At 69.1% G+C, this 23,176-nt stretch carries 22 protein-coding genes; 8 read left to right on the plus strand and 14 right to left on the minus strand.

Translation table 11 applies throughout. From position 1 onward, the window contains the following. Nucleotides 1-9 precede the first annotated feature (9 nt). Nucleotides 10-678: a phosphotransferase family protein gene (locus AOM45_RS43935; RefSeq protein WP_162185737.1), complete on the minus strand. Its 669-nt coding sequence runs from the start codon at nt 676-678 to the stop codon at nt 10-12. A 19-nt stretch (nt 679-697) separates the two neighbouring features. On the opposite strand from AOM45_RS43935, the gene guaA reads away from it, so the two are divergent. Further along, on the plus strand, nt 698-2,257 hold the full coding sequence (gene guaA, locus AOM45_RS43940; RefSeq protein ID WP_030471974.1) for a glutamine-hydrolyzing GMP synthase: 1,560 nt from the start codon (nt 698-700) through the stop codon (nt 2,255-2,257). A gap of 33 nt (nt 2,258-2,290) precedes the next feature. Here guaA and AOM45_RS43945 read toward each other — a convergent pair whose 3' ends face one another. Both AOM45_RS43945 and AOM45_RS43950 read right to left on the minus strand, forming a co-directional pair. Continuing rightward, nucleotides 2,291-2,485 (minus strand): hypothetical protein, encoded by a 195-nt coding sequence (locus AOM45_RS43945; RefSeq protein WP_035912919.1) that lies wholly within the window; start codon nt 2,483-2,485, stop codon nt 2,291-2,293. Then, the gene (locus tag AOM45_RS43950; protein ID WP_030472042.1) at nt 2,478-3,647 is read right to left on the minus strand and encodes a PspC domain-containing protein; all 1,170 of its coding nucleotides are present in this window, start codon (nt 3,645-3,647) and stop codon (nt 2,478-2,480) included. Before AOM45_RS43950 ends, AOM45_RS43945 begins: the two co-directional genes overlap by 8 nt. Nucleotides 3,648-3,779: 132 nt before the next feature. Between AOM45_RS43950 and AOM45_RS43955 the strand changes: the two genes are divergently transcribed. Genes AOM45_RS43955 through AOM45_RS43965 form a run of 3 tightly spaced genes read left to right on the plus strand, consistent with a single transcriptional unit; the run spans nt 3,780 to nt 6,193 of the window. Continuing rightward, nucleotides 3,780-4,949, plus strand: coding sequence for an ATP-binding protein (locus AOM45_RS43955; RefSeq protein ID WP_372497490.1), 1,170 nt, complete (start codon nt 3,780-3,782; stop codon nt 4,947-4,949). Continuing rightward, complete coding sequence (locus AOM45_RS43960; RefSeq protein ID WP_030471971.1) at nt 4,946-5,596, plus strand: response regulator; 651 nt, start codon at nt 4,946-4,948, stop codon at nt 5,594-5,596. Before AOM45_RS43955 ends, AOM45_RS43960 begins: the two co-directional genes overlap by 4 nt. Before the next feature lie 6 nt (nt 5,597-5,602). After that, nucleotides 5,603-6,193, plus strand: coding sequence for a phosphatase PAP2 family protein (locus AOM45_RS43965; protein WP_301314640.1), 591 nt, complete (start codon nt 5,603-5,605; stop codon nt 6,191-6,193). On the opposite strand, the gene AOM45_RS43970 is transcribed toward AOM45_RS43965, so the two are convergent. The 3 genes from AOM45_RS43970 to AOM45_RS43980 all read right to left on the minus strand — a co-directional run bounded on the left by AOM45_RS43970 (nt 6,177) and on the right by AOM45_RS43980 (nt 9,132). Further along, nucleotides 6,177-7,463, minus strand: coding sequence for a serine/threonine-protein kinase (locus AOM45_RS43970; protein WP_051784441.1), 1,287 nt, complete (start codon nt 7,461-7,463; stop codon nt 6,177-6,179). The genes AOM45_RS43965 and AOM45_RS43970 overlap by 17 nt on opposite strands. A 201-nt stretch (nt 7,464-7,664) precedes the next feature. Further along, nucleotides 7,665-8,084, minus strand: a complete 420-nt coding sequence (locus tag AOM45_RS43975) for an SsgA family sporulation/cell division regulator (RefSeq protein ID WP_030471968.1) — start codon at nt 8,082-8,084, stop codon at nt 7,665-7,667. Nucleotides 8,085-8,205: 121 nt separating this feature from the next. Then, nucleotides 8,206-9,132, minus strand: a complete 927-nt coding sequence (locus AOM45_RS43980) for a DMT family transporter (protein ID WP_030471967.1) — start codon at nt 9,130-9,132, stop codon at nt 8,206-8,208. Between the two features lie 81 nt (nt 9,133-9,213). Here AOM45_RS43980 and AOM45_RS43985 point away from each other — a divergent pair, with 81 nt between their 5' ends. Continuing rightward, the gene (locus tag AOM45_RS43985; RefSeq protein ID WP_030471966.1) at nt 9,214-10,116 is read left to right on the plus strand and encodes a LysR family transcriptional regulator; all 903 of its coding nucleotides are present in this window, start codon (nt 9,214-9,216) and stop codon (nt 10,114-10,116) included. Here AOM45_RS43985 and AOM45_RS43990 read toward each other — a convergent pair whose 3' ends face one another. The 6 genes from AOM45_RS43990 to AOM45_RS44015 form a co-directional block, all read right to left on the minus strand. Beyond that, on the minus strand, nt 10,117-11,745 hold the full coding sequence (locus AOM45_RS43990) for a serine/threonine-protein kinase (RefSeq protein ID WP_030471965.1): 1,629 nt from the start codon (nt 11,743-11,745) through the stop codon (nt 10,117-10,119). It lies immediately after the preceding gene. 118 nt (nt 11,746-11,863) lie between these two features. After that, nucleotides 11,864-13,186 (minus strand): serine/threonine-protein kinase, encoded by a 1,323-nt coding sequence (locus tag AOM45_RS43995; protein ID WP_030471964.1) that lies wholly within the window; start codon nt 13,184-13,186, stop codon nt 11,864-11,866. Nucleotides 13,187-13,330: 144 nt separating this feature from the next. After that, a complete protein-coding gene (locus AOM45_RS44000) occupies nt 13,331-14,230 on the minus strand; it encodes a hypothetical protein (RefSeq protein WP_030471963.1) in 900 nt (299 codons plus the stop codon). Nucleotides 14,231-14,396: 166 nt separating this feature from the next. Further along, nucleotides 14,397-15,206 carry a hypothetical protein gene (locus tag AOM45_RS44005; protein WP_030471962.1) on the minus strand — a complete coding sequence of 270 codons (810 nt, stop codon included), beginning with the start codon at nt 15,204-15,206 and terminating at the stop codon, nt 14,397-14,399. A gap of 172 nt (nt 15,207-15,378) precedes the next feature. Next, entirely contained in the window at nt 15,379-16,230 is an 852-nt protein-coding gene (locus tag AOM45_RS44010; protein ID WP_030471961.1) for a hypothetical protein, read from the minus strand. 103 nt (nt 16,231-16,333) lie between these two features. Continuing rightward, complete coding sequence (locus AOM45_RS44015) at nt 16,334-16,660, minus strand: hypothetical protein (RefSeq protein ID WP_030471960.1); 327 nt, start codon at nt 16,658-16,660, stop codon at nt 16,334-16,336. A 70-nt stretch (nt 16,661-16,730) separates the two neighbouring features. On the opposite strand from AOM45_RS44015, the gene AOM45_RS44020 reads away from it, so the two are divergent. Beyond that, complete coding sequence (locus tag AOM45_RS44020) at nt 16,731-17,783, plus strand: arginase family protein (protein WP_030471959.1); 1,053 nt, start codon at nt 16,731-16,733, stop codon at nt 17,781-17,783. Nucleotides 17,784-17,802: 19 nt separating this feature from the next. Here AOM45_RS44020 and AOM45_RS44025 read toward each other — a convergent pair whose 3' ends face one another. Next, nucleotides 17,803-18,102: a chorismate mutase gene (locus tag AOM45_RS44025; RefSeq protein ID WP_269083678.1), complete on the minus strand. Its 300-nt coding sequence runs from the start codon at nt 18,100-18,102 to the stop codon at nt 17,803-17,805. 204 nt (nt 18,103-18,306) lie between these two features. Here AOM45_RS44025 and AOM45_RS44030 point away from each other — a divergent pair, with 204 nt between their 5' ends. Together AOM45_RS44030 and pcrA are read left to right on the plus strand one after the other, a co-directional pair. Then, complete coding sequence (locus tag AOM45_RS44030) at nt 18,307-18,798, plus strand: hypothetical protein (protein WP_156094257.1); 492 nt, start codon at nt 18,307-18,309, stop codon at nt 18,796-18,798. A 60-nt stretch (nt 18,799-18,858) separates the two neighbouring features. After that, nucleotides 18,859-21,165: a DNA helicase PcrA gene (gene pcrA, locus AOM45_RS44035; RefSeq protein ID WP_030471956.1), complete on the plus strand. Its 2,307-nt coding sequence runs from the start codon at nt 18,859-18,861 to the stop codon at nt 21,163-21,165. Nucleotides 21,166-21,434: 269 nt separating this feature from the next. Here the strand turns inward: pcrA and AOM45_RS44040 are convergent, their stop codons facing one another. Beyond that, complete coding sequence (locus AOM45_RS44040) at nt 21,435-22,622, minus strand: IS481 family transposase (protein WP_059362998.1); 1,188 nt, start codon at nt 22,620-22,622, stop codon at nt 21,435-21,437. Nucleotides 22,623-23,176: the final 554 nt, after the last annotated feature.

Raw genomic sequence — 23,176 nt, forward strand, 5'->3', positions numbered from 1 at the left:
GGGATCACGTTAAGCCCTGTTGGCCTGCACGTACTCGATGAGCCCGCGGTAATGAAGATCGTGGCGTTCCGCGCGTTGCTTCACGAACGCCGGATGCTCGCGAATGGTCCGGATCGCGTCGTCCAGGCGGGTGAGGACGTGTTCGTCGTCGTAGTCGCACCCGTAGGCCTCGCAGAACAGCAGCGCACGCCGTTCGCGCTCGTGGGGCAGCCCGAACACGAACTGGATGATGGCCCAGCTGACGTCCCACCAGCGCGGTCCCGGATGGGCGGAGTCGAAGTCGAAGATCCCGACGGGCAGGCCGTCTCGATACGTCGTGTTGTACGGCGCGAAGTCGCCGTGCAGCACCACCTCGACCGGTTCCCTGGCGGGGTGTTGCCACCCGTCGCGCACGTCCACCAGATCGAGCGTGGCGTCGTGCAGCCGGCGCAGCATCCGGGCCGACTCGATCAACGACGCGTCGTCGGACGGAAACACGTGGCCAACGTCACCGGGCAGGTAGCTGAGCAGCTCGTGGTCCTCGTCGAGCCCGAGCGGAACGGGCGCGATCCCCAGCGGTGCCAAGTGCCGCAACAGCTCGTGCACCCGCGGCGCCCACGGACCGGCGGGCCTGCGCACCGCCTCACCCACCCTGAACACCTGGTTCAGCCCGCCACCGGTCAGCAGCTCCCCGTCCACGCATGACATCCTTGGCGACGTGTCCGACACCAGCAACCGCCCTGTTCTCGTCGTCGACTTCGGCGCCCAGTACGCGCAGCTGATCGCCCGCCGCGTGCGCGAGGCCCAGGTCTACTCCGAGGTGGTCCCGCACACCGCGACGGTGAGCGAGATCCTCGACAAGAACCCGCTGGCCATCGTTCTGTCCGGTGGCCCGTCGAGCGTCTACGAGGAGGGCGCGCCGCAGGTCGACCCGAAGCTGTTCGAGACCGGCGTCCCGGTCTTCGGCATCTGCTACGGGTTCCAGGCCATGGCGCGCGCACTCGGTGGCGCGGTCGAACAGACCGGCACCCGCGAGTACGGCCGCACCGAGCTCGGCGTCACGGGTGCGGGCGGCTCGCTGCACGAGGAGCTGCCCGGCAGCCACCCCGTGTGGATGAGCCACGGCGACGCCGTCACCAAGGCGCCGGAGGGCTTCACGGTCACCGCGACCAGCGAGGGCGCCCCGGTCGCCGCGTTCGAGGACACCGAGCGCCGCTTCGCCGGTGTGCAGTACCACCCGGAGGTGCACCACTCGCCGCACGGCCAGGAGGTGCTGCGCCGGTTCCTGCACGAGATCGCGGGCATCCGTCCGCAGTGGACCACGTCGTCCATCGTGGACGAACAGGTCACCCGCATCCGCGAGCAGATCGGTGACGGCAAGGCGATCTGCGGCCTGTCCGGCGGCGTCGACTCCGCCGTGGCCGCGGCCCTCGTGCAGCGCGCCATCGGTGACCGCCTCACGTGCGTCTTCGTCGACCACGGTCTGCTGCGCTCCGGTGAGCGCGCCCAGGTCGAGCGCGACTACGTGGCCGCCACGGGCATCAACCTGGTGACCGTCGACGCCCGCGAGCGGTTCCTGAACGCGCTGGCCGGCGTCACGGACCCGGAGGAGAAGCGCAAGATCATCGGCCGCGAGTTCATCCGCGTGTTCGAGCAGGCCGAGCGCGACCTCAAGGCCGAGGGCGACTACCGCTTCCTGGTGCAGGGCACGCTGTACCCGGACGTCGTCGAGTCCGGCGGCGGCGCGGGCACCGCGAACATCAAGTCGCACCACAACGTCGGCGGCCTGCCGGACGACCTGCAGTTCGAGCTGGTCGAGCCGCTGCGCGCGCTGTTCAAGGACGAGGTGCGCCGCGTCGGCACCGAGCTGGGCCTGCCCGAGACGATCGTGCAGCGCCAGCCGTTCCCCGGCCCCGGCCTCGGCATCCGGATCATCGGCGAGGTCACCCAGGACCGCCTGGACACGTTGCGCCAGGCCGACGCCATCGCCCGCGAGGAGCTGACTCTCGCCGGCCTCGACCGGCAGATCTGGCAGTGCCCGGTCGTGCTGCTCGCGGACGTCCGCAGCGTCGGTGTGCAGGGCGACGGCCGCACCTACGGCCACCCGATCGTGCTGCGCCCGGTGTCATCCGAGGACGCGATGACCGCGGACTGGACGCGCCTGCCGTACGAGGTGCTGGAGCGGATCTCGACCCGGATCACCAACGAGGTGGCCGAGGTCAACCGCGTGGTGCTGGACGTGACGTCGAAGCCGCCGGGCACCATCGAGTGGGAGTGACGTGAAAAGGCCCCGGTCTCCCGGGGCCTTTTCTCATTTCGGGGACTTCCGTCTCAACGAGTTGGTCAGCAGCACCACGCCGACCACGATGGCCGTTCCTCCCAGCGCCCACCGGAAGTCGAACCAGAACGTCCCGTTGCTCAGCACGTAGGCCGCCATCAGTCCGCCACCGATCCCGAAGACCAGGCCCAGCGGGTCGATCCGCCTGCGCATCACCGGCTCAGTCACGGAGCACCTTCACCTCTCCGACGTTCGTCAGAACGTCCAGGTCGATCTTCAACCCGCCTTCGCCGTCCGCGCCGAGATCCGTGCCGTCGACCTGGACGCTGCCGCCGTCGGCCCTCCGGTCGAGGCAGTTGAGCTCGCCGATGGACGTGGCCTCGCACCGGAACGTCACGTCGGCGTTCTTCGGCACGTGCACGACCAGTTCGCCGAGATTCGCCTCCACCGCGGTCGTCACCGAACCGGAGTTCGGCAGCTCGCGCAGGTCGAGCTTCACGCTGCCGACGCTGACCTCGTACCGGCCCTTGACCTCGGCGATGGTCTTCGGCGTCGGCGAGATGTCGCCGAAGTCGGTGGGACCGTTGAAGCTGATCGTGGTCATGCCGAACCCGATCACGGACAGCGGGACCAGCATCCAGATCAGGCCGCGCCCGCCACCGGTGAACGACCCGATCAGCAGGCCCGCCGCCAGCACCGCGATCACCAGGCCGATGACGTGCGGCGCGGTGAACCACGGCGACCAGACCCCCGCGATCGCCGACCCGGCGACCACCAGCGTCGCCACTCCCAGCGTCGCCAGGCCGACGCGCGGCTTGCGCGGACGGGGTGCGGGAGGTTGCGGTCGCGGAGCCGGTTCAGGCAGGTCCCACGCGAACGGTGCGGCCCCCAGCGGGTCCCAGGCCGGCGCCCCCGGCACCGGTGTCACGGGCGGCGGCTCGACGAGCGTGGCCGGCGCCAGGTGCCCGCGGTTCTTCTGCAGCAGGTAGATGCACGCGACCGACGCCGCCAGCGTCACGAAGACCTGGAACCCGCCGCTTCCGACCGTGAACGCGAACGCGGGGAACAGCAGGATGCCCAGCAGCACCGTCTGGGCCTGGGACATCGAGCTGTGGCCCTTGTTGATCAGCGACTCCAGCGGCGAGACCTCGTCGCCCTCCTCCGGCAGCACCAGCCAGCCCAGCAGGTACATCGGCAGGCCGACCCCGCCGGACAGCGCGAGCGCGACGAACGCGATCCGCACGATCACCGGGTCGATCTGGTAGCGCAGCGCGATCCCGGTGGCAACGCCTCCGAGCTTGCGGCCTGCGCGGGGCCGCACCGGACGGTGGGCCCAGAACTCTCTGAGCGTGTCCGCCACGCCCTGCAACGCCTTCTCAGTCCCGCTCACGTTGACAAGGTTGCGCTGTCACGCCTGGAACCACATCAGGGACCAGCCCTGATTCGCGGAACCGGGGTCATCCCTGATGAACAACTCGCCGGGACGTGTGACGATCGGATGGTGAGTGCACGGATTGAGCCGATGCGCCGTCGACGCACCGGCCGGGTGGTCGCGGGCGTCGCGAGCGGACTGGCGGACCACCTGGGCGCACCCGTCTTCTGGGTGCGCGCGGTCTTCGCCGTGGCCGCCGCCTTCAGCGGGATCGGGATCATCGCCTACGGACTGCTCTGGATGTTCGTCCCGCAGTCGACGGTGGCGGAACCGGAGACCGACGAGGACCGCAAGGAGTGGCAGCAGGCCGTGGGCCTCGCCGCTCTCGGCATCGGCGTCGCGGTGTTCACCGGACTGCTCAACGGGGCGTGGAGCGGCTGGATCACCGGCCCGATCGCCATCGCACTCGTGGGCGCCGCGGTCGTGTGGCGCGAGGCTGACGAGGCACAGCGGCGTCGCTGGAAGGACGGGGCGTTCGCGCAGGGGAAGACGGGGATCGTGCGGACGGTGGCGGGAGGCGCTCTGGTCGTGGCGGGGGTCGCCGCGTTCCTGGTCGTCAACGACTCCGTGCAGAACCTGTCGACCGTCGTGCTCTCCGTGGTCGCGACGCTGGCCGGCGTGGCCGTGCTGACCGTGCCGTTGTGGATGCGGCTGGTGCGCGACCTGGACGCGGAACGCCGCGCCCGCATCCGGACGGAGGAACGCGCCGAGATCGCCGCCCACCTGCACGACTCCGTGCTGCAGACGCTCGCGCTCATCCAGAAGCAGTCCGAGTCGTCGCGGGAGGTCAAGCGGCTCGCCCGCAGCCAGGAGCGCGAGCTGCGCAGCTGGCTGTACGGCCGCGAGGTGGGCGAGCAGCCGCACTCGATCAGCGTGGCGATCGCCCAGGTGTGCGCGGAGGTCGAGGACGACTTCGCCATCGCCGTCTCCCAGGTCGTCGTCGGCGACTGCGAGCTGGAGGACGGGATGTTCGCGCTGGTCCAGGCGTCGAAGGAGGCGGTGGTCAACGCGGCCAAGCACGCGGGGGTGGCCGAGGTCAGCGTCTACGCCGAGGTCGAACCGGAGAAGGTCACGGTGTTCGTGCGCGACCGCGGCAAGGGCTTCGACCCCGATCTGGTGCCGGACGACCGGCATGGCCTCGCGGGGAGCATCCGGGGGAGAATGACCAGGCACGGCGGGGAGGTGCGACTGCGCACGGCTCCGGGAGAGGGGACCGAGGTGCAGCTCGAGATGCCGAGGAAAACGGAGGCCAGGACGTGAGCGTGAGGGTGTTCCTGGTGGACGACCACGCGTTGTTCCGCGCGGGGGTGCGGGCCGAGCTCGACACGATCACCGACGAGGTGGAGGTGGTCGGCGAGGCCGGCGGCGTCGGCGAGGCGGTGGCGGGGATCGCGCACCACAAGCCGGATGTGGTGCTGCTGGACGTGCACATGCCCGACGGCGGCGGCGCCGAGGTGCTGCGCCAGATCCGCACAAAGATCCCCGAGGTCACGTTCCTCGCGCTGTCCGTCTCGGACGCGGCGGAGGACGTCATCAACGTCATCCGCGCCGGTGCCCGCGGCTACGTCACGAAGACGATCTCCAGCCAGGAGCTGGTCAAGGCCGTCGTGCGGGTCAGTGAGGGCGACGCGGTCTTCTCACCGCGCCTGGCGGGGTTCGTGCTGGACGCGTTCGCCGACCGGCCGGGTGCCGCGCCGATCAGCGACCCGGAGCTCGACCTGCTGACCCCGCGGGAACGCGATGTCCTGCGGCTGCTCGCCCGTGGTTACGCTTACAAGGAGATCGCGTCCGAGCTGTTCATCAGCGTGAAAACGGTGGAGACGCACGTGTCGAGCGTCCTGCGGAAGACCCAGCTCTCCAACCGGTACGAGCTCTCCCGCTGGGCCACGGATCGCAGACTGGTCTGAGGGGCTTTGATCAAAAAGGTCGCCCGCGGTGCCACCGAGGTGCTGGCGCCGTGGGTCTGGGTGATTTTGCTGCCGTTCGCAGTTGCGGCGGCTACTGAGAACCTGTGGATGACGCTGCTGTGGGGATTGGTGGTCGCCTTGACGGCGTCCGTCATCCCGATGGCTGTCATCGTGCGTGGCGCGCGCAAGGGCAAGTGGGACGGCCACCACGTCACGAACCGTGAAGGCCGGCTCGTGCCGCTGGTCACGGCCGGTGCGTCGCTGGCGGCCGGCACGGTGATCATGATCCTGGGTTCCGCGCCCGCGAACATGCTCGCGCTGGCCGGCAGCATGTTCGCGTCGCTGATCGTCAGCATGGCGATCACGTTCGGGCTGAAGTGGAAGATCTCGCTGCACGCCGCGGTGGCGTGGGCCGCGGTCGTGACGCTGACGGTCGTCTACGGGCCGTGGTGGCTGCTGCTCGCGGTGCCCGCCGCGCTGGTGGCGTGGTCGCGGGTCGAGCTCGGCGACCACACGACGGCGCAGGTGCTGGCGGGTTCGGCGATGGGCGTGGTCGTGGGCGGCGGCAGCTTCTGGCTGCTCAGCCAACTTCTTTGAGGCCGTCGATCTTCATCTCGTCGTTGACAGCGTTGACCGCGACGTTGACCTTGATGTTCCGCTGCTTGCCGAGGTCCGTGACCAGGGCGAGCTGTACCGGGACGACCCACCGGGGACCCTCGGAGTGGACCTCGGCGGTCAGCACCGCGCACTGGACCGAGGTGTAACCGCTCCACCGCTTCAGGAAGTCGGCCTGAGGCTCCCGGAACGGCGCGTCGAAGTTCTGCCAGGCCGCCGCGGGATTGCCCGGCAGCAGGTCGTAGTGCTTCTTGACGAAGGCGACGGCTTCGTCCGCCGAGAAGGAACGGGACTTCTTCTCGGCGGGGAAGAGGCTCTGGTTCGTCGGGGTGTCACCGCCGCCGGTGCCGCCCCAGTACGCCGCGGCCGCGCCACCACCGATCGCGAGCACCGCGACGACCGACAGGATCACCAGGATCCGGCGGTTCGGCGGCTTGAGCCTGCGCGGTTCGGGGATCCGCAGCGGCTGGGACGGCTGCGGTTCCGCGGCCAGCAGGTCGGCGGCCTCCTGCGCGGTCGGCCGGTCCTTCGGGTCGACGGAGAGCAGCCGGGTGAGCAACGGGGTGAGCTCGCCCGCGTTCTTGGGATCGCGGAGCTGTCCGCTGGCGGCCCGGTAGATGAGGCCGAAGCTGTTGTCACTGGGCCCGAAGACCGACTCGCCCTCGATCGCCGAGTAGATCGTGGCACCGAGCGAGAACACGTCCGACGCCGCGTCGGGCTGCTCGCCGCGCGCCACCTCGGGCGCGAGGTAGGCCGGGGTACCCGAGATCATGCCGGTGTCGGTCATCGTGCCGTCACCGCTGGCCTTGGAGATGCCGAAGTCGGTGATCTTCACCGTCCCGTCGTGGCCGATCAGGACGTTGCCGGGCTTGATGTCGCGGTGGACCAGTCCCGCACTGTGCGCCGCCGCCAGCGCCGAGGCGACCTTGGCACCGATGCTCGCCGCCTGAGCAGGCTTCATCGGCCCCCTCTCGGCGATGAGCGCCGAGAGGCTGTGCGAGGGCAGGTACTCCATGACGATCCACGGCTCTTCGTCGTCGCTGGCCACGACGTCGAACACCGCGATGGCGTGCGGGTGGTGCAGCCGCGCGGCGTTCCGCGCCTCCCTCATCGCCCGCTGGTGGTCGCCGGTGACGAGCTGCTTGACCGCGACCTCGCGCGCCAGCACCTCGTCCCGCGCGCGCCAGACCACCCCCATCGCTCCGCTGCCGATTCGCTCCAGCAGCGTGTAGCGGTCCCCGATGGTCGTCACACCACGAGACTAATCAATGCCGTAGAGCAGCCTGCGCGGTTCCTGCCCGAACCTGTCGCAGGAGATGTGAAAGTGGTGGTCTCCGGTGACGAGCTGCCTCGCGTACCGGCACCTCGCCCCGCGCCCGTCAGACCACTCCCGGAGCGCACTCCGCGCGGTTCCTGCCCGAACCCGCCACGAACGCCACCTCGGGCCCGCGCACTAGTCGATCGTCGACACGAGCTTCTGCAGCTCCCGGTCGAAGTCGATCCACAGGTCCTCCTCGCCCGGCTGGACGACGTCGTAGGAGCTGTCCAGGAACGCCGCCACGTCCTCGGCGACCGCGCTGAGGATGGCGAACCCGGTCGGCGCGTTCAGCTCGACCAGGACGCGCTCCGGGTCGTCGGACGCGGGGCGGACCAGGATGTCGCCCTCACCGGACGGGGTCAGCAGACCGTCGGCCAGCAGGTCGCGGGCGAACATCCACTCGACGCGGCCGGAGCCCGTGTGGAACACGATGGCGACCGCGTACGGGTCTTCCGGGTCGTAGACGAGCTCGGCCTCGACCGGCGCGGGTGCCGCGCCGGGGGCGAGGAGCTGAAAAGTCGTCCGCGTGGTGACCTTCAGGTTCTCGTTGTTCATGTCGATGTCCTTCCCAGGCTGGTCTCCATGTCCGCTCACAAAGAGGAGACGGCCAACCGGCGGGATAAGGACGCGATTCGTCTCGGAACCATCCTTCTGGGGGAGACCTGCGTCTCACCGTTCAGCGTTTGACCAGGTCGCGCGTCTCGTTTGGTGAGACGTCCTGACCTGCCTGGACGGGCTGCCTCCTGGTCAGCGCGACCCCCAGGAGCACCACGAGCATGCCCACGACGACCCTCACGTTGAGCTGCTCTCCGAGGAAGATCGCTCCAAGGAGTACCGAAACCACCGGCAGCAGGTAACCGACGGTAGTCGCCGTGGTGGCGCCCTCGTCCGCGATGACGCGGTAGTTGAGGATGAACGCGACGCCGGTGCCGAAGACGCCCAGGATGATCACGGCCGCGATGCCGATCCAGTGCAGGTGCAGCGGCTGCAGGCCGCCGAACGGCGTCGCCAGGAGCAGCAGGCCCATCGCGGTGGTCAGCTGCATGGCGGCGAGCTGCGTCGAGGTCGCGCCGGTGTTGACCAGGTGGCGGCCGGCGTAGGTGTAGCCGATGGCGTAGCTCGCGGCGCCGACGAGGCAGAGCACCGCGCCCCAGCTCGCGATGCTGTTGGCCGACTGCCACGGCGCGAAGATCAGCAGAACGCCCGCGAAGCCGAGGCCGAGGCCGAGCATGCGGACCAGGTTGCTGACCTTCTCCGTGCCGAGCACCAGGCCGATGGCCAGCGCGAACAGCGGCGTCGTGGAGTTGAGCACTCCGGACACGCCGGAGTCGACGGTCTGGCCGCCGAAGGCGAAGAGGGTGAACGGGACGGCGCTGCCGAAGGTGGCCACGAAGAGCATGTGTCCCCAGATCTTGCGGTCACGGGGCAGCGTCATCCTCGCCGTGGCGAGCACGACGAACAGCACGAGCGCTCCGAAGAACGTCCGCACGAGCGAGATCTGCAGGGGAGCGAGGCTCCCGAGCGCAAGCTTCATCCACAGAAAGCTGGATCCCCACAGCAGGGCGAGCACACCCATCCTGATCAACGTTCCGCGTTGGTTCACACGTCAACGATGCGCCCGCAGATCCGTAAACACAATTTAATTGTTGTGCATAACCTTTAAGCGAAGCTGTAAGGTTGGGGGATGCTGGACGTGCGACGCATGCAGGTGCTCAGGGCGGTCGTGAGCACCGGTTCCATCACCGCGGCCGCGACGAACCTCGGCTACACCCCGTCGGCCGTGTCGCAGCAGGTGGCCGGCCTGGAGAAGCAGGCGGGCCTGCCTCTGCTGGAACGCGTCGGCAGGGGTGTCCGGCCCACCGCGGCCGGCCGGCTGCTCACCGAGCACGCCTCCCGCCTCGCCGAGCAGCTCGCCGAGGCCGAGAGCGCCTTGACGGCGTTGCGCAACGGCTGTGCCGGCACCCTGCGCGTCCGCTACTTCGCCACGGCCGGCGCTGCCCTCGTGCCGCCCGCGGTCGCCACCTTCCGCGCCGAACGCTCCGGTGTCGAGCTCGACCTGAAGCTGACCGAGCCCACCGACCCGTTCGAGGAGCTCGCCGCGGGCCGCGCGGACGTGGCGATCACCGTCCTGGAACCCGCGGACCCGGCCCCGGAGGGCATGGTCGCGCGGCACCTGCTGGCGGACCCGTTCTACGCGGTGCTCCCGCGGGGCCACGCGCTGGCCCGCAAGCGCGTCCTGGACCTCGGCGAGCTCGCCGACGAGCCGTGGATCTTCTCCGACTACGGCGCTTCCGGCCCGTGCAAGAACCTCGTGACGAACGCGTGCGCGGGCGCCGGGTTCTCTCCGCAGGTCGCCGTGGAAAGCGACGACTACGCGACGGCGCAGGGATTCGTGGCCGCCGGGCTCGGCGTCACGATCATTCCGCGGCTCGGCCTGGGCTATGCGCATCCGGGCGTCGTTCTGCGCAAGGTGCGCAATCCCGAACCGGTGCGGCACATTCACGTCGTCTACCGCGAGGACGCCGCGTGGAATCCCGCCGTGGTGGCGTTGGCCGAAGCGCTGGAGAAGGCCGCACGGGCCTCCTGATCAGCCCTGACGTGCGGCGCCGAGGGACGACTCCGTCTGGATGAGCATGTTCGGACTCTGCCACAGGATGACAAAGCCCTTCGGCTCGATCGAGGTCGTACCGTCCTTCTTCGTGTACTTGACTTCGGTCTTCCAGAAGAAGTTGCCGTCGTACTCCGCGCTGACCAGCTCGGCCTTGTCGATGCTCTTCCAGAACTGCTCGTAGCCGGAGTAGCCACCCGGCTGCTTGCCCTGGAACGCCGCGTTGGTCATCTGCCACGCGTCCGCCGGCGACTTGGGAGCCGTGGCGAAGTAGTCGCGCAGCATGCCCTCCTGGTCGGACGGCTGCGGAGCCTGCGTCCACTGACCGGGCTTGCCCGAGGACTTCTGCGGCGTCGACGGCTTCGTGCTGTCCGACGTCTGCTGGGTCGACGTGTTGCCACCGGCGCTGTTGTCCCGGCCGCCGTTGTCCTTGTTGTTCGAGATCATGCTCGCGAACATGATCCCGATGACCGCCGCCGCCACGATGGCGAGCGCGGTGTAGATCGTCGACTTCTTGCTCTTGCCGACCGACGACAGCGGTGACGGCTTCGGGCGCTGCGAGTACTGGGGAGCGGCTGCCGGACGGTGGTTGGACGGCGGCTGCTGCTGCGTGGGCACGGCGCGCGGCGGCGTGTGCAGGTCCACTCGCGTCGCGGCGGGAGGCGGCGCCTGGGGCGTCAGGGCGCGCGTGGCGGCCTGCTGCTGCGGCTGCTGTTGCACCGGGGCGCCGCGCCACGACGGCGGGTGCGTCGGGGTGACCACGGCGGGGGTGAAGGCGGGGGCGGCCTGGCCGTTCGCGACGGCGGCGAGCGCGTCGCGAGCCTCGGCCATGGTGGGGCGGTCTTCCGGCTCGGCGCGCAGCAGGCGCATCAGCAGCGCGGTCAGCGGGCCGGCGTTGCGCGGCGGGTTGACCTTGCCGGACGCGACCTTGTGCAGCAGCGCGATCGTGTTCTCGCTCAGGCCGAACGGGGGCTCGCCCTCGATCGCCGCGTACAGCGTGGAGCCCAGGGAGAACACGTCGGACGGCGAACCCGGGTCGTAGCCCTTGGCGACCTCGGGTGCGAGGTAGGCCGGGGTGCCGGCGAGCATGCCCGTCGCGGTGACCGTGACGTCACCGGTCGCGCGGGAGATGCCGAAGTCGGTGATCTTGACAGTGCCGTCGTCGCCGAGCAGCACGTTGCCGGGCTTGATGTCGCGGTGCACGATGCCCGCGTTGTGCGCGGCGGCCAGCGCGGAGGCGACCTGCATGCCGATCGACGCCACGTCGCGCGGCGGAAGCGTGCCGCGTTCGGACAGGACCGCCGAGAGGCTCTTGGACGGCAGGTACTCCATCACGAGCCACGGCTGGCCGTCGTCCTCGGCCACGTCGTAGACGGCGACCGCGTGCGGGTGCTGCAGGCGCGCGGCGATGCGGCCCTCGCGCATGGCACGTCTCTTCGCCTCGTCCGTGTCGGCTTCGGCGAGTCCCGGCTGCAAGAGCAGTTGTTTGACCGCGACGGTGCGGTGCAGACGTTCGTCGTGTGCGGTCCAGACGACGCCCATGGCGCCACTACCGATCCGCTGGCTCAATCGGTAGCGACCAGCGACCAATCGGCCATCGTCGGTCACAGTTGCTCCCCGCTGTGCGGTCACTTGCTCTCTGTTCAACGGCTCGTCACACGTCCGGGTTCAGATCACCCATCGGTGCGGGTACCCACCTTACGAGATATCTACGACAGAACAGCCGCTAGGGCGTCGACGGCTTGGCAGCTGTCGTCGTCGTTGTCGTAGTGGTCGTCGTAGTGGTCGACGATGGCGGCGGCGTTGTCGTCGTTGTCGTCGTCGTGGTGGTCGTAGTTGTAGTCGTCGTAGTGCTAGACGTCGTTTCGCGTGTTGTCGTTGCCTCGGGCGTGGTGGTCGTCACCTCGGTCGTCGACGAGGTCGGCTGCACCGTCTGCGAGCTCGAGGTCGGAGGCGCGGACGGGTTCTTCTGCTCCTTGTTGAACACACCCAGCGCGACCATCAGCCCACCGATGACCAGCAACAACGCCAGCACGATCGCGGCGATCACCAGCGGTCGGTTGTCCTGCTGCCTGCCGGCGGGCGCCATCGGCGGCGCGGTGCGGGCAGGCGCGGTGGCCCTGGCGACAGGACGAACCACGCGGGTCCGATCGGGTTCCACGATCGCCGTCGGATCGGGTCCGGCGGGCACCGGCAGACCGCTGAACGACGGCGACCGGCCGTTCGCGACCGCGGCCAGCAGCTCGCGGGCCTGCGGCATGGTCGGCCGGTCGACCGGCTCGAAGTTCAGCAGGTACAGCAGCGTGTCGGCGAGCGGGTGGTCGACGGTCGGCGGGTTGATCCGCCCGGCCGCGACGGCGTGCAGAACACCGAGAGTGTTCTCGCTCACTCCATAGGGCGGCTCGCCCTCCATGGCGGCGAACAGCGTCGAGCCGAGCGAGTAGACGTCGGAGGCCGGCGTCGGGTCCTGGCCCCGTGCGATCTCCGGCGCGAGGTACGCGGGCGTGCCGGCGATCAGGCCGGTCTTGGTGACCGTGATGTCGTCGGAAGCGCGCGAGATGCCGAAGTCGGTGATCTTGACGACGCCGTTCTCGGCGATCAGCACGTTGCCCGGCTTGATGTCGCGGTGGACGATGCCCGCCGCGTGCGCCGCCGCGAGTGCCGCCGCGCACTGGGCACCGATGTGGGCGACCTCGATCGGGTCCATCGGCCCGCCCTCGGCCAGCGCGTCCGCGAGGCTGTAGGACGGCAGGTACTCCATGACCAGGCACGGGACGCCGTCTTCCTCGACGACGTCGTACACGGCGATGGCGTTCGGGTGGTGCAGCTTGGCGGCGATGCGGCCCTCGCGCATGGCGCGCTGGATGGCCTCGTCCTGCTCGGCTTCGTCCAGGCCGGGCGCCAGCAGCAGCTGCTTGACGGCGACCTCGCGGCCGAGGCGTTCGTCGTGGGCGCGCCAGACGATGCCCATCGCGCCGGAGCCGATGCGGTCGAGAAAGCGGTAGCGGTCGGCGATCAGACGGCCGTCCGAGGTGTCGGACGTCGTCACAAGACCACCCAGGCGGTCCACAGCGTGACTGCGGCTGCGGCAGCAGGTCCCACGCTCGTGCTCCTCGTGCGGTAGTCAGCGGTCGTCCGGAATCGCCCGCACAGGGTACCTGTCGCAGGCCGCCGCTGAGCTACCCGTCGTGCGTCAGTTCACCGGGGTGAAGAAGTCGAAGCCGCCGACGGTGTCGCCCACGGTGTTCAACACGGGGTCGAGGATGCCGAGGTCCACGCTGACGTCGACCGGGTTGGCCGGCGCGGGCAGCGGGGTCGAGCTGGGCGGGTTGGCGTTGCTGTTGCCGTTGCCGTTGCCGTTGGTCTTGGTCGGCGGGGTGGTGGTCGACGAGCTCGGCGGCGGAGGCGGCGTCTCGCTCGACGGCGGCGTGCTCGGCTGGCTTGTCTGCGTGGACGTCGACGGCGTGCTCGCGGGCGGAGTCGTCTCGGACGTGGGCTGCTGCGTCGGCTGCTGGGTCTGCTGCGTCGGACGCTGCGGCTGCTGGGTCTGGACGTACGGGGCGACGCGCGTCTGGGTCTGCTCCGTCGTCGGGTCGGCCTGCGTCTCGGTGGAGTCGGCCTGCTGGGTCTTGTTCGACGGCAGCTTCACGACGCCCTCGGTGCCGGCGCTCGCGCCACGGGCCTGCGCACGCTCGTCGAACCGCACCTCGGCGAGCGGGCGCTCGTCCGGCGAGGACAGCCACGAGGAGGCGGCGAACGCCATCGACCCGCAGAGGACCACGCCACCGCTCGCCGCGACGGCGAGCTTGCCGACGGTGAACCCGCCGCGCTGCGTGTCGTCGGCCTTGCCCTCACGACGCAGCAGCTCGGTGATGTGCAGCTCCTTCATGGGCTGCTTGCGGAGCTTGCTGCCGGAGGCCTTGACCGGCTTGAACTTGACCGTCGGCTCGAACGCCTCGGGGGTGATGTCGTCGGTGATCACCGGGATCTCCACGGTTTCCGCCTCGCGGCGGGCGATCAGCTCGGCGACGGACAGCTGGCCGGTCGACTCCGCCGAACCGTTCAGCCGCCGACGATGGTCCTCAATCGACACCGCTCGTTCACCCTTCCAAGTTCGCGTCTGCGCACTGGCGGGAACATGGATACCGAATCGTGACCCGAGATGTAACCCCTTCGGGGGAATTTTCACGTCCGAAACTGGGTTTCCGCGACGAGCGGTCACCGTTCGACTGCGAACGGCGATCCCAGTTGGGTGCGACCTAACTCCGTTGCGCCGAAAGGACCTCGGTGCCGATGATCCGCGGCTGGGTCGTGTCGGTGAGCCAGAAGAGCTGTTCGATGCGCAGCCAGCTCCCGTCGAGCTCCTGCATCGACACCACCGCGAGCACCGATCCGTCCGGCCGGACCGACGTCTGGTCGACGTTCACCGTCTTGATCATTCCCCAGGCCTTAACGAACTCCTTGGGGTTCTTGCCGACGAGGTCCGGTGACAGCAGCTTGGCCGCCGCGTTCGGCTTGGTCGTGAGCAGCTCGTAGAACCGCTTCACCACGTCCACCTGCGGCTGAGGGCCGACCGAGACCTCAGGGGTGGTCGGTTCCGGCGTCTCCAGCAGCAGCGCGGACGGCTGCGGCATCGGGGTGTCGGCGGCGGTCTGCAGCGGCGGGCGCTCGTTCGGCAGCTGGGCGGACAGGACGTCCGGACGCAGTGCGCTCGCGCCGGACAGCGCGACGGGGCGTTCGGAGACGGGGATGCCGGTGTTCACCGGGCGCTTGCCGGCGAGGACCGCCGCACCGGTGACGGACGAGACCAGCACGATCGCACCGGTCAGCAGGCCGGCGGCCTTGGCGAGGCGGTTCTTCTTCGAGCGGCGGCGGCGACCGGGCACGGCCGGGATCACCGCGGTCGTCGCGGTCATGTTCTCGGTGGGACCGAGCAGCGATGTGACGAGTGCGTCGGTCGCGGCTTCCTCGCTCGACGGGATGCGCATCGGCTGCTGCTTGATCAGCTCAGCCACGCTGATCGATCCGGCGCGGCTGTGCCGCCGTCCGGTCGTCGCGGGACGCTGCACTGGACTCGTCCTCCGTACTCTCCGTGGTCACCAGAAGACGTACCGTGGCATCGCGCTCAGACGCCAGCATCTGAACGGACTTCAGCCGTTCGTGGCGTCCAGCGGTGCTTGGGATTCGCTCGAAGGTGCTACTTCTTACGGTCGGTAACTCGGGCCGTGACCTTTAGCCACTTCAGCCGCCGAGCTTCAACCGTTCACCGTTGATCAACGGCAGCTCGCCGACCGTGAAGCTGAGCTCGCGCTTCTCCGTGCTGACCGAGCCGTCCTTCTTCGTCACCTGCAGCAGGCTGACGGTGAGGCCCTTGCTCGGGTCGACCGCGATCTCCTTCACCTCGATCAGCGAGATGTCGGCCAGGCGCCCTTCGAGCAGCGCGCCGGCGTTCGAGCGCACGGTGTCCGTGGTCAGGGCGAGCGCGGTGTCCGCGTTCGTCGCCATCTCCTGGTAGAAGCTCGCGGTCCGCTGGGCGATCTTGCCGCCGTCGACGACCGGCGCCTGGCTGACGGGCACCGTGGTGATCACGGGCGGTGCGGTCCCGGGCGGTGCGGTGCCCGGTGCGGATCCCGCGGCGCTGCTGCCCGGCGCGCTGGCGCCGGTGCCGGGCACGGCCGCACCCCGGCCGGTGTTGGCGGCCGAGGGACGCGTGCCGGTGACCGACGGGCTCGGCGGGCTGGTGGGCAGCCCGGAGATGAACGGCACGTCCGACGGGTAGCCGGGCAGGCCGACGGTCTCGACCTCGCCGCCACCGCCGACCAGCTTGGCCGCGGCGACGCTCAGCCCGACCAGCACGAGCACGGACGAGATGACCGCGAACCACGCCGCGCGCTTCCAGGTGCGCGGAGGCGTGACCGAGGCGGGCACCAGACCGATGTTGAACTTCCGCAGGCCGTCGGTGTCCTGCAGCGGGTCGATCTGGCGGCGCCGGGGCAGCGGGATGCGGTCACCACCGACGACGGGCCGCGCCTGCGCCTCCTGCGGCGGGGCGGCACCGTCGCCGAGACGATGTTTGCCCGGTTGTTCGTCCATCCCGACACCCCTCTGCGACGCAATCAGGGTAGGGCCGTCCGGAGGTGCCGAAGCAACCAAAAGGGGGCGTTCAGGACGAGTGACACTCGATCGTGTGGAGTTTCTAGCGAGGCGGGAGTTGCGCTTGACCGCTGTTCAACTGCTTGTGCGTCTTCTGCACGCCGTTGATGGCAGCCAGGCCGCTGCCACCCGCGATCAGCGCGCCGATCACGTCGGCGCCGAGCGAGTCGCCGTTGGTGATCAGCAGACCGATCACCGCGCCTGCGGTCGTGAGGATGGCGGTCTTCCAGCGGCTGCGGACGAACTGCGAGACAGGTGCTCCGGCGAGGCCCTTCTTGTTCGCGGCCGAGCCGAGCAAGCCCAGGTATGCGTCGTGCGCCAAGGCGGCGAGCAGGCCGGCGATGGCGATCAGTGCGGCGATGAGGCCCATGTCTCCAGTGTGCCCCCAGATTTTTTCGGTGGACCATCCGTGATCGCCCTGATATCCGGTTCGGGTGGACATGTTCTGGCACGACGACTGCCTCGAGCACGACGCCGGCGAGGGTTTGTGGGAGCTGCCGGGCTCCTGGCCGTGGCTGGACGTCGCCGAGCCGCACCCGGAGAACGCCGCGCGGCTGCGCACGTTCCGGCACGCGCTGATGCACGGCCCGGTGGCGTCACACCTCAAGTGGCACGAGGGACGGCATGCGTCCGTTGACGAGCTTCTGCGCGTGCACACGGCCGGGTACTTGGACTCGTTGCGCGTGTCGACGCGTGTGGCGCTGGAAGTGAACACGGTCGTGGGACCGGAGACGTGGCGTGCGGTGTGCGCGGCGGCGGGGACGTCGCTGGCGGCGCTCGAGTCGGGAGCACAGCTCGCGTACGCGCTCGTGCGACCACCGGGGCACCACGCGCAACCGGACATGGCGGACGGCTACTGCTTCGTGAACAACGCGGCGCTGGTGGCGGAGACCGCGCGGCGGCAGGGGCTGCGGGTAGCGGTGCTGGACTGGGACGTGCACCACGGCAACGGCACGCAGGAGGTGTTCTACGACCGGCCGGACGTGCTGACCATCTCCGTGCACATGCGGCATGGCTCGTGGGGCACGAACCATCCGCAGACGGGTGCGCCCTCCGAGGTGGGCGCCAACGGGCGGAACGTGAACATCGAACTGTCTTTGGGGGCGGGTGACACGGCGTACATGCGCGCGCTCGACGAGATCGCGTTCCCGCTGCTGCGCGAGTACGAACCGGACCTGCTGGTGTGTGCGTCCGGGTTCGACGGATCGACGTTCGACCCCAACGGCCGCCACAACCTCACGGCCGCCGGCTACCGCGAGATCGGACGCCGGGTGGCGTCGTTCGGCACGCGTGCGGTGCTCACGCAGGAGGGTGGCTACCTGCGCGGATACGCAGCGCTGTGCCTGCACGCGCTGGTCGAGGGCCTCCTGGACCTGCCGGAGCCGTTGCTCGAGGATCCGCTGGCCTACTTGCCGGACGACTCCCAGCTCGTGGACGCGGACTTCGCTCGCGTTCTTCAGGCCCTGAGGCCTTTTTGGCCCGGCGTGCTGTGACGCCGGGCCGGCGCTTGTCCTACCTGCCGAGCGGGCCGCGGCCCATCTTCAGCAGGATCAGCGCGAGGTCCTTGCCCTCCGGGCCGAGCGGCTTGTAGCGGTTGAGGACGTCGATCTCGCGGTTGTGCACGATCTTCGTGCCGCCGGCCGCCATGCGGGCCGCACCGATGATCTTGGATACCTCGACGCGGCGTTGCACGAGGCGCAGTATCTCCGCGTCCAGGTGGTCGATCTCCTGGCGCAGCTCGTTGATGTCCGGCTCGGTGGTGGTGTCCATGGTGGTGACCTCTCGACTCTTCGAGTCCTGGCCCGGAAGCAACGAAGCCCCGGTGTCCGAGGACTCCGGGGCTTCGTGGTGGCTTTTCAGCGCTAGACGACCACGGGAGCCGGAGTCCGGGTCCCGTAGAAAAACTCGAAGAACGTCGCGCGCATGGGCTCAGTGTGCCACAGGGAAGCCTCTTGTGTTGCAACCGTCGCCGAGTACTCTGCCGCCCGTCTCAGCGAGCGACCGTCGGGGGTCACCATGAAACGCGTACTGGGAATTGCGACAGCACTGCTCATGTTGTCGGCTTCCGCTGTTCCCGCCACCGCGGCGGAGTCCGGTTGGGCGAGCGTCGAGATGACGCCGGTCGAAGGGTGGAAGGTCCTGCAGACCGGCTACTGGTACATGCGGGGTGGCTGGCCGGGCACGATCGACATCGACATCACCAACAGGTCGAGTCACGACGTGAGCGACCTGTACGTCCGCCTCTCGTTCCCGCCGGACAAGCTCGAGGTCACCGGTTACGAGGGCGACTACTGGACGTGCTGGGACGTCGTCGGGCATCCCGGCTACGAGGGCCTTCACTGCACGACGGACGGCTTCCTCGCCGTGCCGGACGAGACGTTCCCGACGCTCAAAGTCCACACCAAGGGACGTGAGCACCACACCGACACCCTCGACGTGTACGCGGAAACGACGGGTGAGTACAGCGCGCACACGGGCGTTCCGTACCGCATCGATCTGAGCACCTGATCGAACACGTGGTCGGGCGGTACCGGATTCGTCGGTGCCGCCCGGTACCGTGGATGGACGATGAGCGCCTTGTTCGACTTGCCCTCAAGTCCTCCCGTTTCCCGCGCGGGTCATCTGCTCGACGATCTGAACCCCGCGCAGCGCCGTGCCGTCGAGCACGCCGGCTCACCCCTGCTCGTGGTGGCCGGCGCCGGCTCCGGCAAGACGCGTGTCCTCACCAGGCGGATCGCGTACCTGCTCGCGGAACGTGACGTGCACCCCGGCGAGATCATGGCCATCACGTTCACGAACAAGGCCGCCGCGGAGATGAAGGAGCGCGTCGCCGACATGGTGGGCGCCCGCGCCCGTTCGATGTGGGTGTCGACGTTCCACTCGATGTGCGTCCGAGTCATGCGCCGCGAGGCGAAGACCCTGGGCATGTCGTCGAACTTCTCGATCTACGACAGCGACGACACGCGCCGGCTCATCACGCTCGTGGCCCGCGACCTCGACCTGGACCCGAAGAAGTACCCGGCCCGCACCCTGGCCGTGCACATCTCGAACCTCAAGAACGAGCTGATCGACCCCGAGACCGCCACGGCCCAGGCCACGAACGACCTGGAACGCCGCGTGGCCGAGGTCTACACGGTCTACCAACGGCGTCTGGGCGAGTCGAACTCGCTCGACTTCGACGACCTCATCATGAGGACCGTCGAGCTCCTCCAGACGTTCCCGGACGTGGCCGAGCACTACCGCCGCCGCTTCCGCCACGTCCTGGTGGACGAGTACCAGGACACGAACCACGCGCAGTACACGCTGGTGCGCGAGTTGGTCGGCAAGGCGGGCGGCGAGATCCCACCGGCAGAGCTATGCGTGGTCGGTGACGCGGACCAGTCCATCTACGCCTTCCGCGGCGCCACGATCCGCAACATCGTGGAGTTCGAGCGCGACTACCCGGACGCCACCACGATCCTGCTGGAGCAGAACTACCGCTCCACCCAGAACATCCTGACCGCGGCCAACGCGGTGATCTCCCGCAACCCCAACCGCCGCGACAAGACCCTGTGGTCCGACCTCGGCGAGGGCGAGAAGATCGTCGGCTACGTGGCCGACAACGAACACGACGAGGCCGCCTTCGTCGCCAACGAGATCGACCGCCTGGTCGACGGCGGCGAGGTCAACAACTCCGAGATCGCCGTCTTCTACCGCACCAACAACCAGTCGCGAGTCTTCGAGGAGATCTTCATCCGCCTCGGCCTCCCGTACCGGGTCGTCGGCGGCGTCCGCTTCTACGAGCGCCGAGAGGTCCGCGACGCCCTCGCGTACCTGAGGACGCTGGCCAACCCGGACGACACGGTCTCCCTGCGCCGAATCCTCAACGTCCCGAAACGCGGCATCGGCGAGCGAGCGGAAGCCTGCGTCTCGGCCTACGCGGAACGCGAACGCATCAGCTTCGCCGCGGCCCTGCGCGACCTCGACCGAGTCCCGATGCTGAACCCGCGCTCCCGCAACGCCATCGCGGGCTTCGTGGAGATGATGGACGAGCTCGGCGAGATGGTGGCACGCGAGGACGACGTTGCCGACATCCTCGAAGCGGTCCTGGAAAAGACCGGCTACCGCTCCGAGCTGGAAGCCAGCGAGGACCCCCAGGACCACACGAGGATCGAAAACCTCAACGAGCTGGTCACCGTCGCCCGCGAGTTCACCGAACTGGAACTCCCGGAAGGCGCGGAGCCGGTCCCGTCCCTCCCGGCCTTCCTGGAGCGCGTCTCCCTGGTGGCAGACGCCGACTCGATCCCAGACGCCGAATCCGACGGCGTGGTAACCCTGATGACCATCCACACGGCCAAGGGCCTCGAATACCCGGTCGTCTTCAGCACGGGCTGGGAAGACGGCGTCTTCCCCCACATGCGAGCCCTGGGCGATCCGGCCGAGCTGGCAGAAGAACGCCGCCTGGCCTACGTGGGCATCACGAGGGCCCAACGCCGCCTCTACCTCTCCAGGGCCCTGGTCCGCTCGGCCTGGGGCCAGCCCTCAGCGAACCCGGCCTCCCGCTTCCTGGGCGAAATCCCCCAAGACCTGCTCGACTGGCGCCGAGTAGAGCCCTCCCGCTCAGCCCCAGCAGCCGCCACGACGTGGGGCCGCTCAGCCTCAGGCGGCATAGCCTCCCGAGGCCTGACCCGCCCAGCCCCGTCCAAAACGGGCTGGAAGGACGCCCCGGCCATGAAGCTGGAAGTGGGCGACCGAGTAACCCACGACAAGTACGGCCTGGGCCGAGTGGTGGCAGTGGACGGCGCGGGCCTGAGGGCGACAGCCACGATCGACTTCGGCGGCTCAGGCACAGTCCGCCTGATGCTGATCGGCAGCGTCCCCATGACCAAGCTCTAACCCACACGCCACACACCCCAGCGCGAAGCCGAAGGCGAGCCACCACTCGCCGAGGACGAAGGCCAGCCACCCCAAGGCGAGGCCGAAGGCGAGCCGAAGCGATGGCGGAGCCGAGCAGTTCTTGGCAAACAACGTTGGTGGGGTGGTCCCGTCACGAGTCGTGCCACAGCTCAGGCCGCGCCCGAGAGGTCAGGTCAAGCCGACACGCTTTTCGTCTGTCGTGTCTCGGTTGATCTGCCGCGGTTTTGTCTCGGTTGTTGTGACTCAGGTTAGGCGGCTGGGATGAGGGTGCCTTGGTAGGTCTTGGTGTGGTCGAGGTGGATGTAGCCGATCGGGTGGCCGTCTGAGGTGTAGGCGGTGATCCGGTTGAGGTCGCGGATGACGGTGATGGCCTGGTTGGCGTGCTCGGATCCGACGCGGAACTGCAGTTTCCTGCCGATGCTGACACCGCCACGGCGGTCGGCTTTGAGGTAGTGGACGGTGGCGTCGGTCTGGGCGGGCGGATGGCTGGGGCCGCCGTGGTGCTCGGCGTCGTCCCAGACGTGTTGTGGTGTGCGACGACCGAGTGCGCCATGCGCGCGTGCGGTGTTGTAGCGGACCCGGTAGGTGTCCAGCAGTGTCTGCAGCTCGGCCAGGGTGGCGGGTGCGGGCTGGTGCGCCAGCCATTTCTTGAGGGTTTGGTGGTGGCGTTCGACCTTGCCGCAGGTTTGCGGGTGGTAGGGGCTTGAATGGATCAGCCGGGCGCCGGCGCCGGTGACGGCGAGCTCGAACCGGGTGGGCCCGGCGTTGTCACGGATGAAGCGGGCGGTGAACGCGCCTCCGTTGTCGGACAACACGATCCCTGGCACGCCGTACTCGATGAACGCGGCGGTGATCGCGGAAGTGGCGGCTGTGCTGGTCTCCGCGCGGGCGGCGTGGCAGGCGACCAGCAGCCGGGAGTGGTCGTCGAGCACGTCGAAGATCACGGCGGTGGTGCCGTCGGCGAGCGTGGTTTCGGTGGCGTCGATCTGATAGCAGTCGCGTGGCCGGGCATAGCTGAACCGCCGCCACGACGAGCGTGGTCGTTTGCGGGGGTTGGACTGCAGTAGGCCGTGCCGGTCCAGGATCCGGTTGATCGTGGCCCGCGACGGCACCCGCCAGCCCTTCCCTGACCAGCTTTGTTCCCCGGCCAGGACGGTGAGTGCGTCACGGATGTAGCTGGCGCCGTTGTCCTGGGCCAGCGACTCGCGCAACCGCACGATCTCGGCCACGACCGGTTGCGGGGTTGCGTGCGGGATCGTGTGCGGGCGCCGGGACCGCGGCCGCCACTGGCCCTCGGCCAGCGCACGGGCCCGATGCCGGTAGAACGTGCGCCGGTCCACCCCGTTGATTCGGCACCATTCCGACACGTTCGGGATCTCCACCCCGGCGGCATGCATCGCGTCCATCAGCCGCATCATCGCCTCTTTCCGCGCCATGGCCGCAACCACAACGCCGATCAAGCGACAGATCCCGCAACACCACCCGACCAGGGTGCGTCACTTGCTCCGCGACACGAACTGTGTCAACTCAGCTGAGACTGAAGAGACACGCTTTTCGTCGGCTTGACCTGACCTCTCGGGTGTGGCTCGCTCTGGCGCGACTCGTGACGGGACCACCCCACGCCTACGCAACCCACCTGCGCAACAGCAAGCCGCCCGAAGCAACCGGCGTGCCATCAGCCTGCCGACGGCGCTGGACCGGTCTTTGATCAGATTGGCGGGGTCTGGGGCCAATGCCGCGTAGCTTAAGTTGATCTTGGTGTGTGGGGTTGGAGGAAGTAGAAGCGGATGGTGGCGGGTCCGGGGTGGCGGGTGCTGGCGGGTTCGTTGTGCTGTTTGACGCGGTAGCTGTTGTGGCGTATGCGTTTGACGGCGCGGGGGCAGGTGCGGTGGCGGCGGGGTGGGATGCGCATGGCCGCGATCGCGGTGTGGATGCGGGGTAGGTGGTCAGTCCAGTCCTGAGGGGGGAATAGCCGCGGTGCCGGTGGCGG

Source organism: Lentzea aerocolonigenes, from assembly GCF_000974445.1.
GTDB lineage: Bacteria > Actinomycetota > Actinomycetes > Mycobacteriales > Pseudonocardiaceae > Lentzea > Lentzea aerocolonigenes.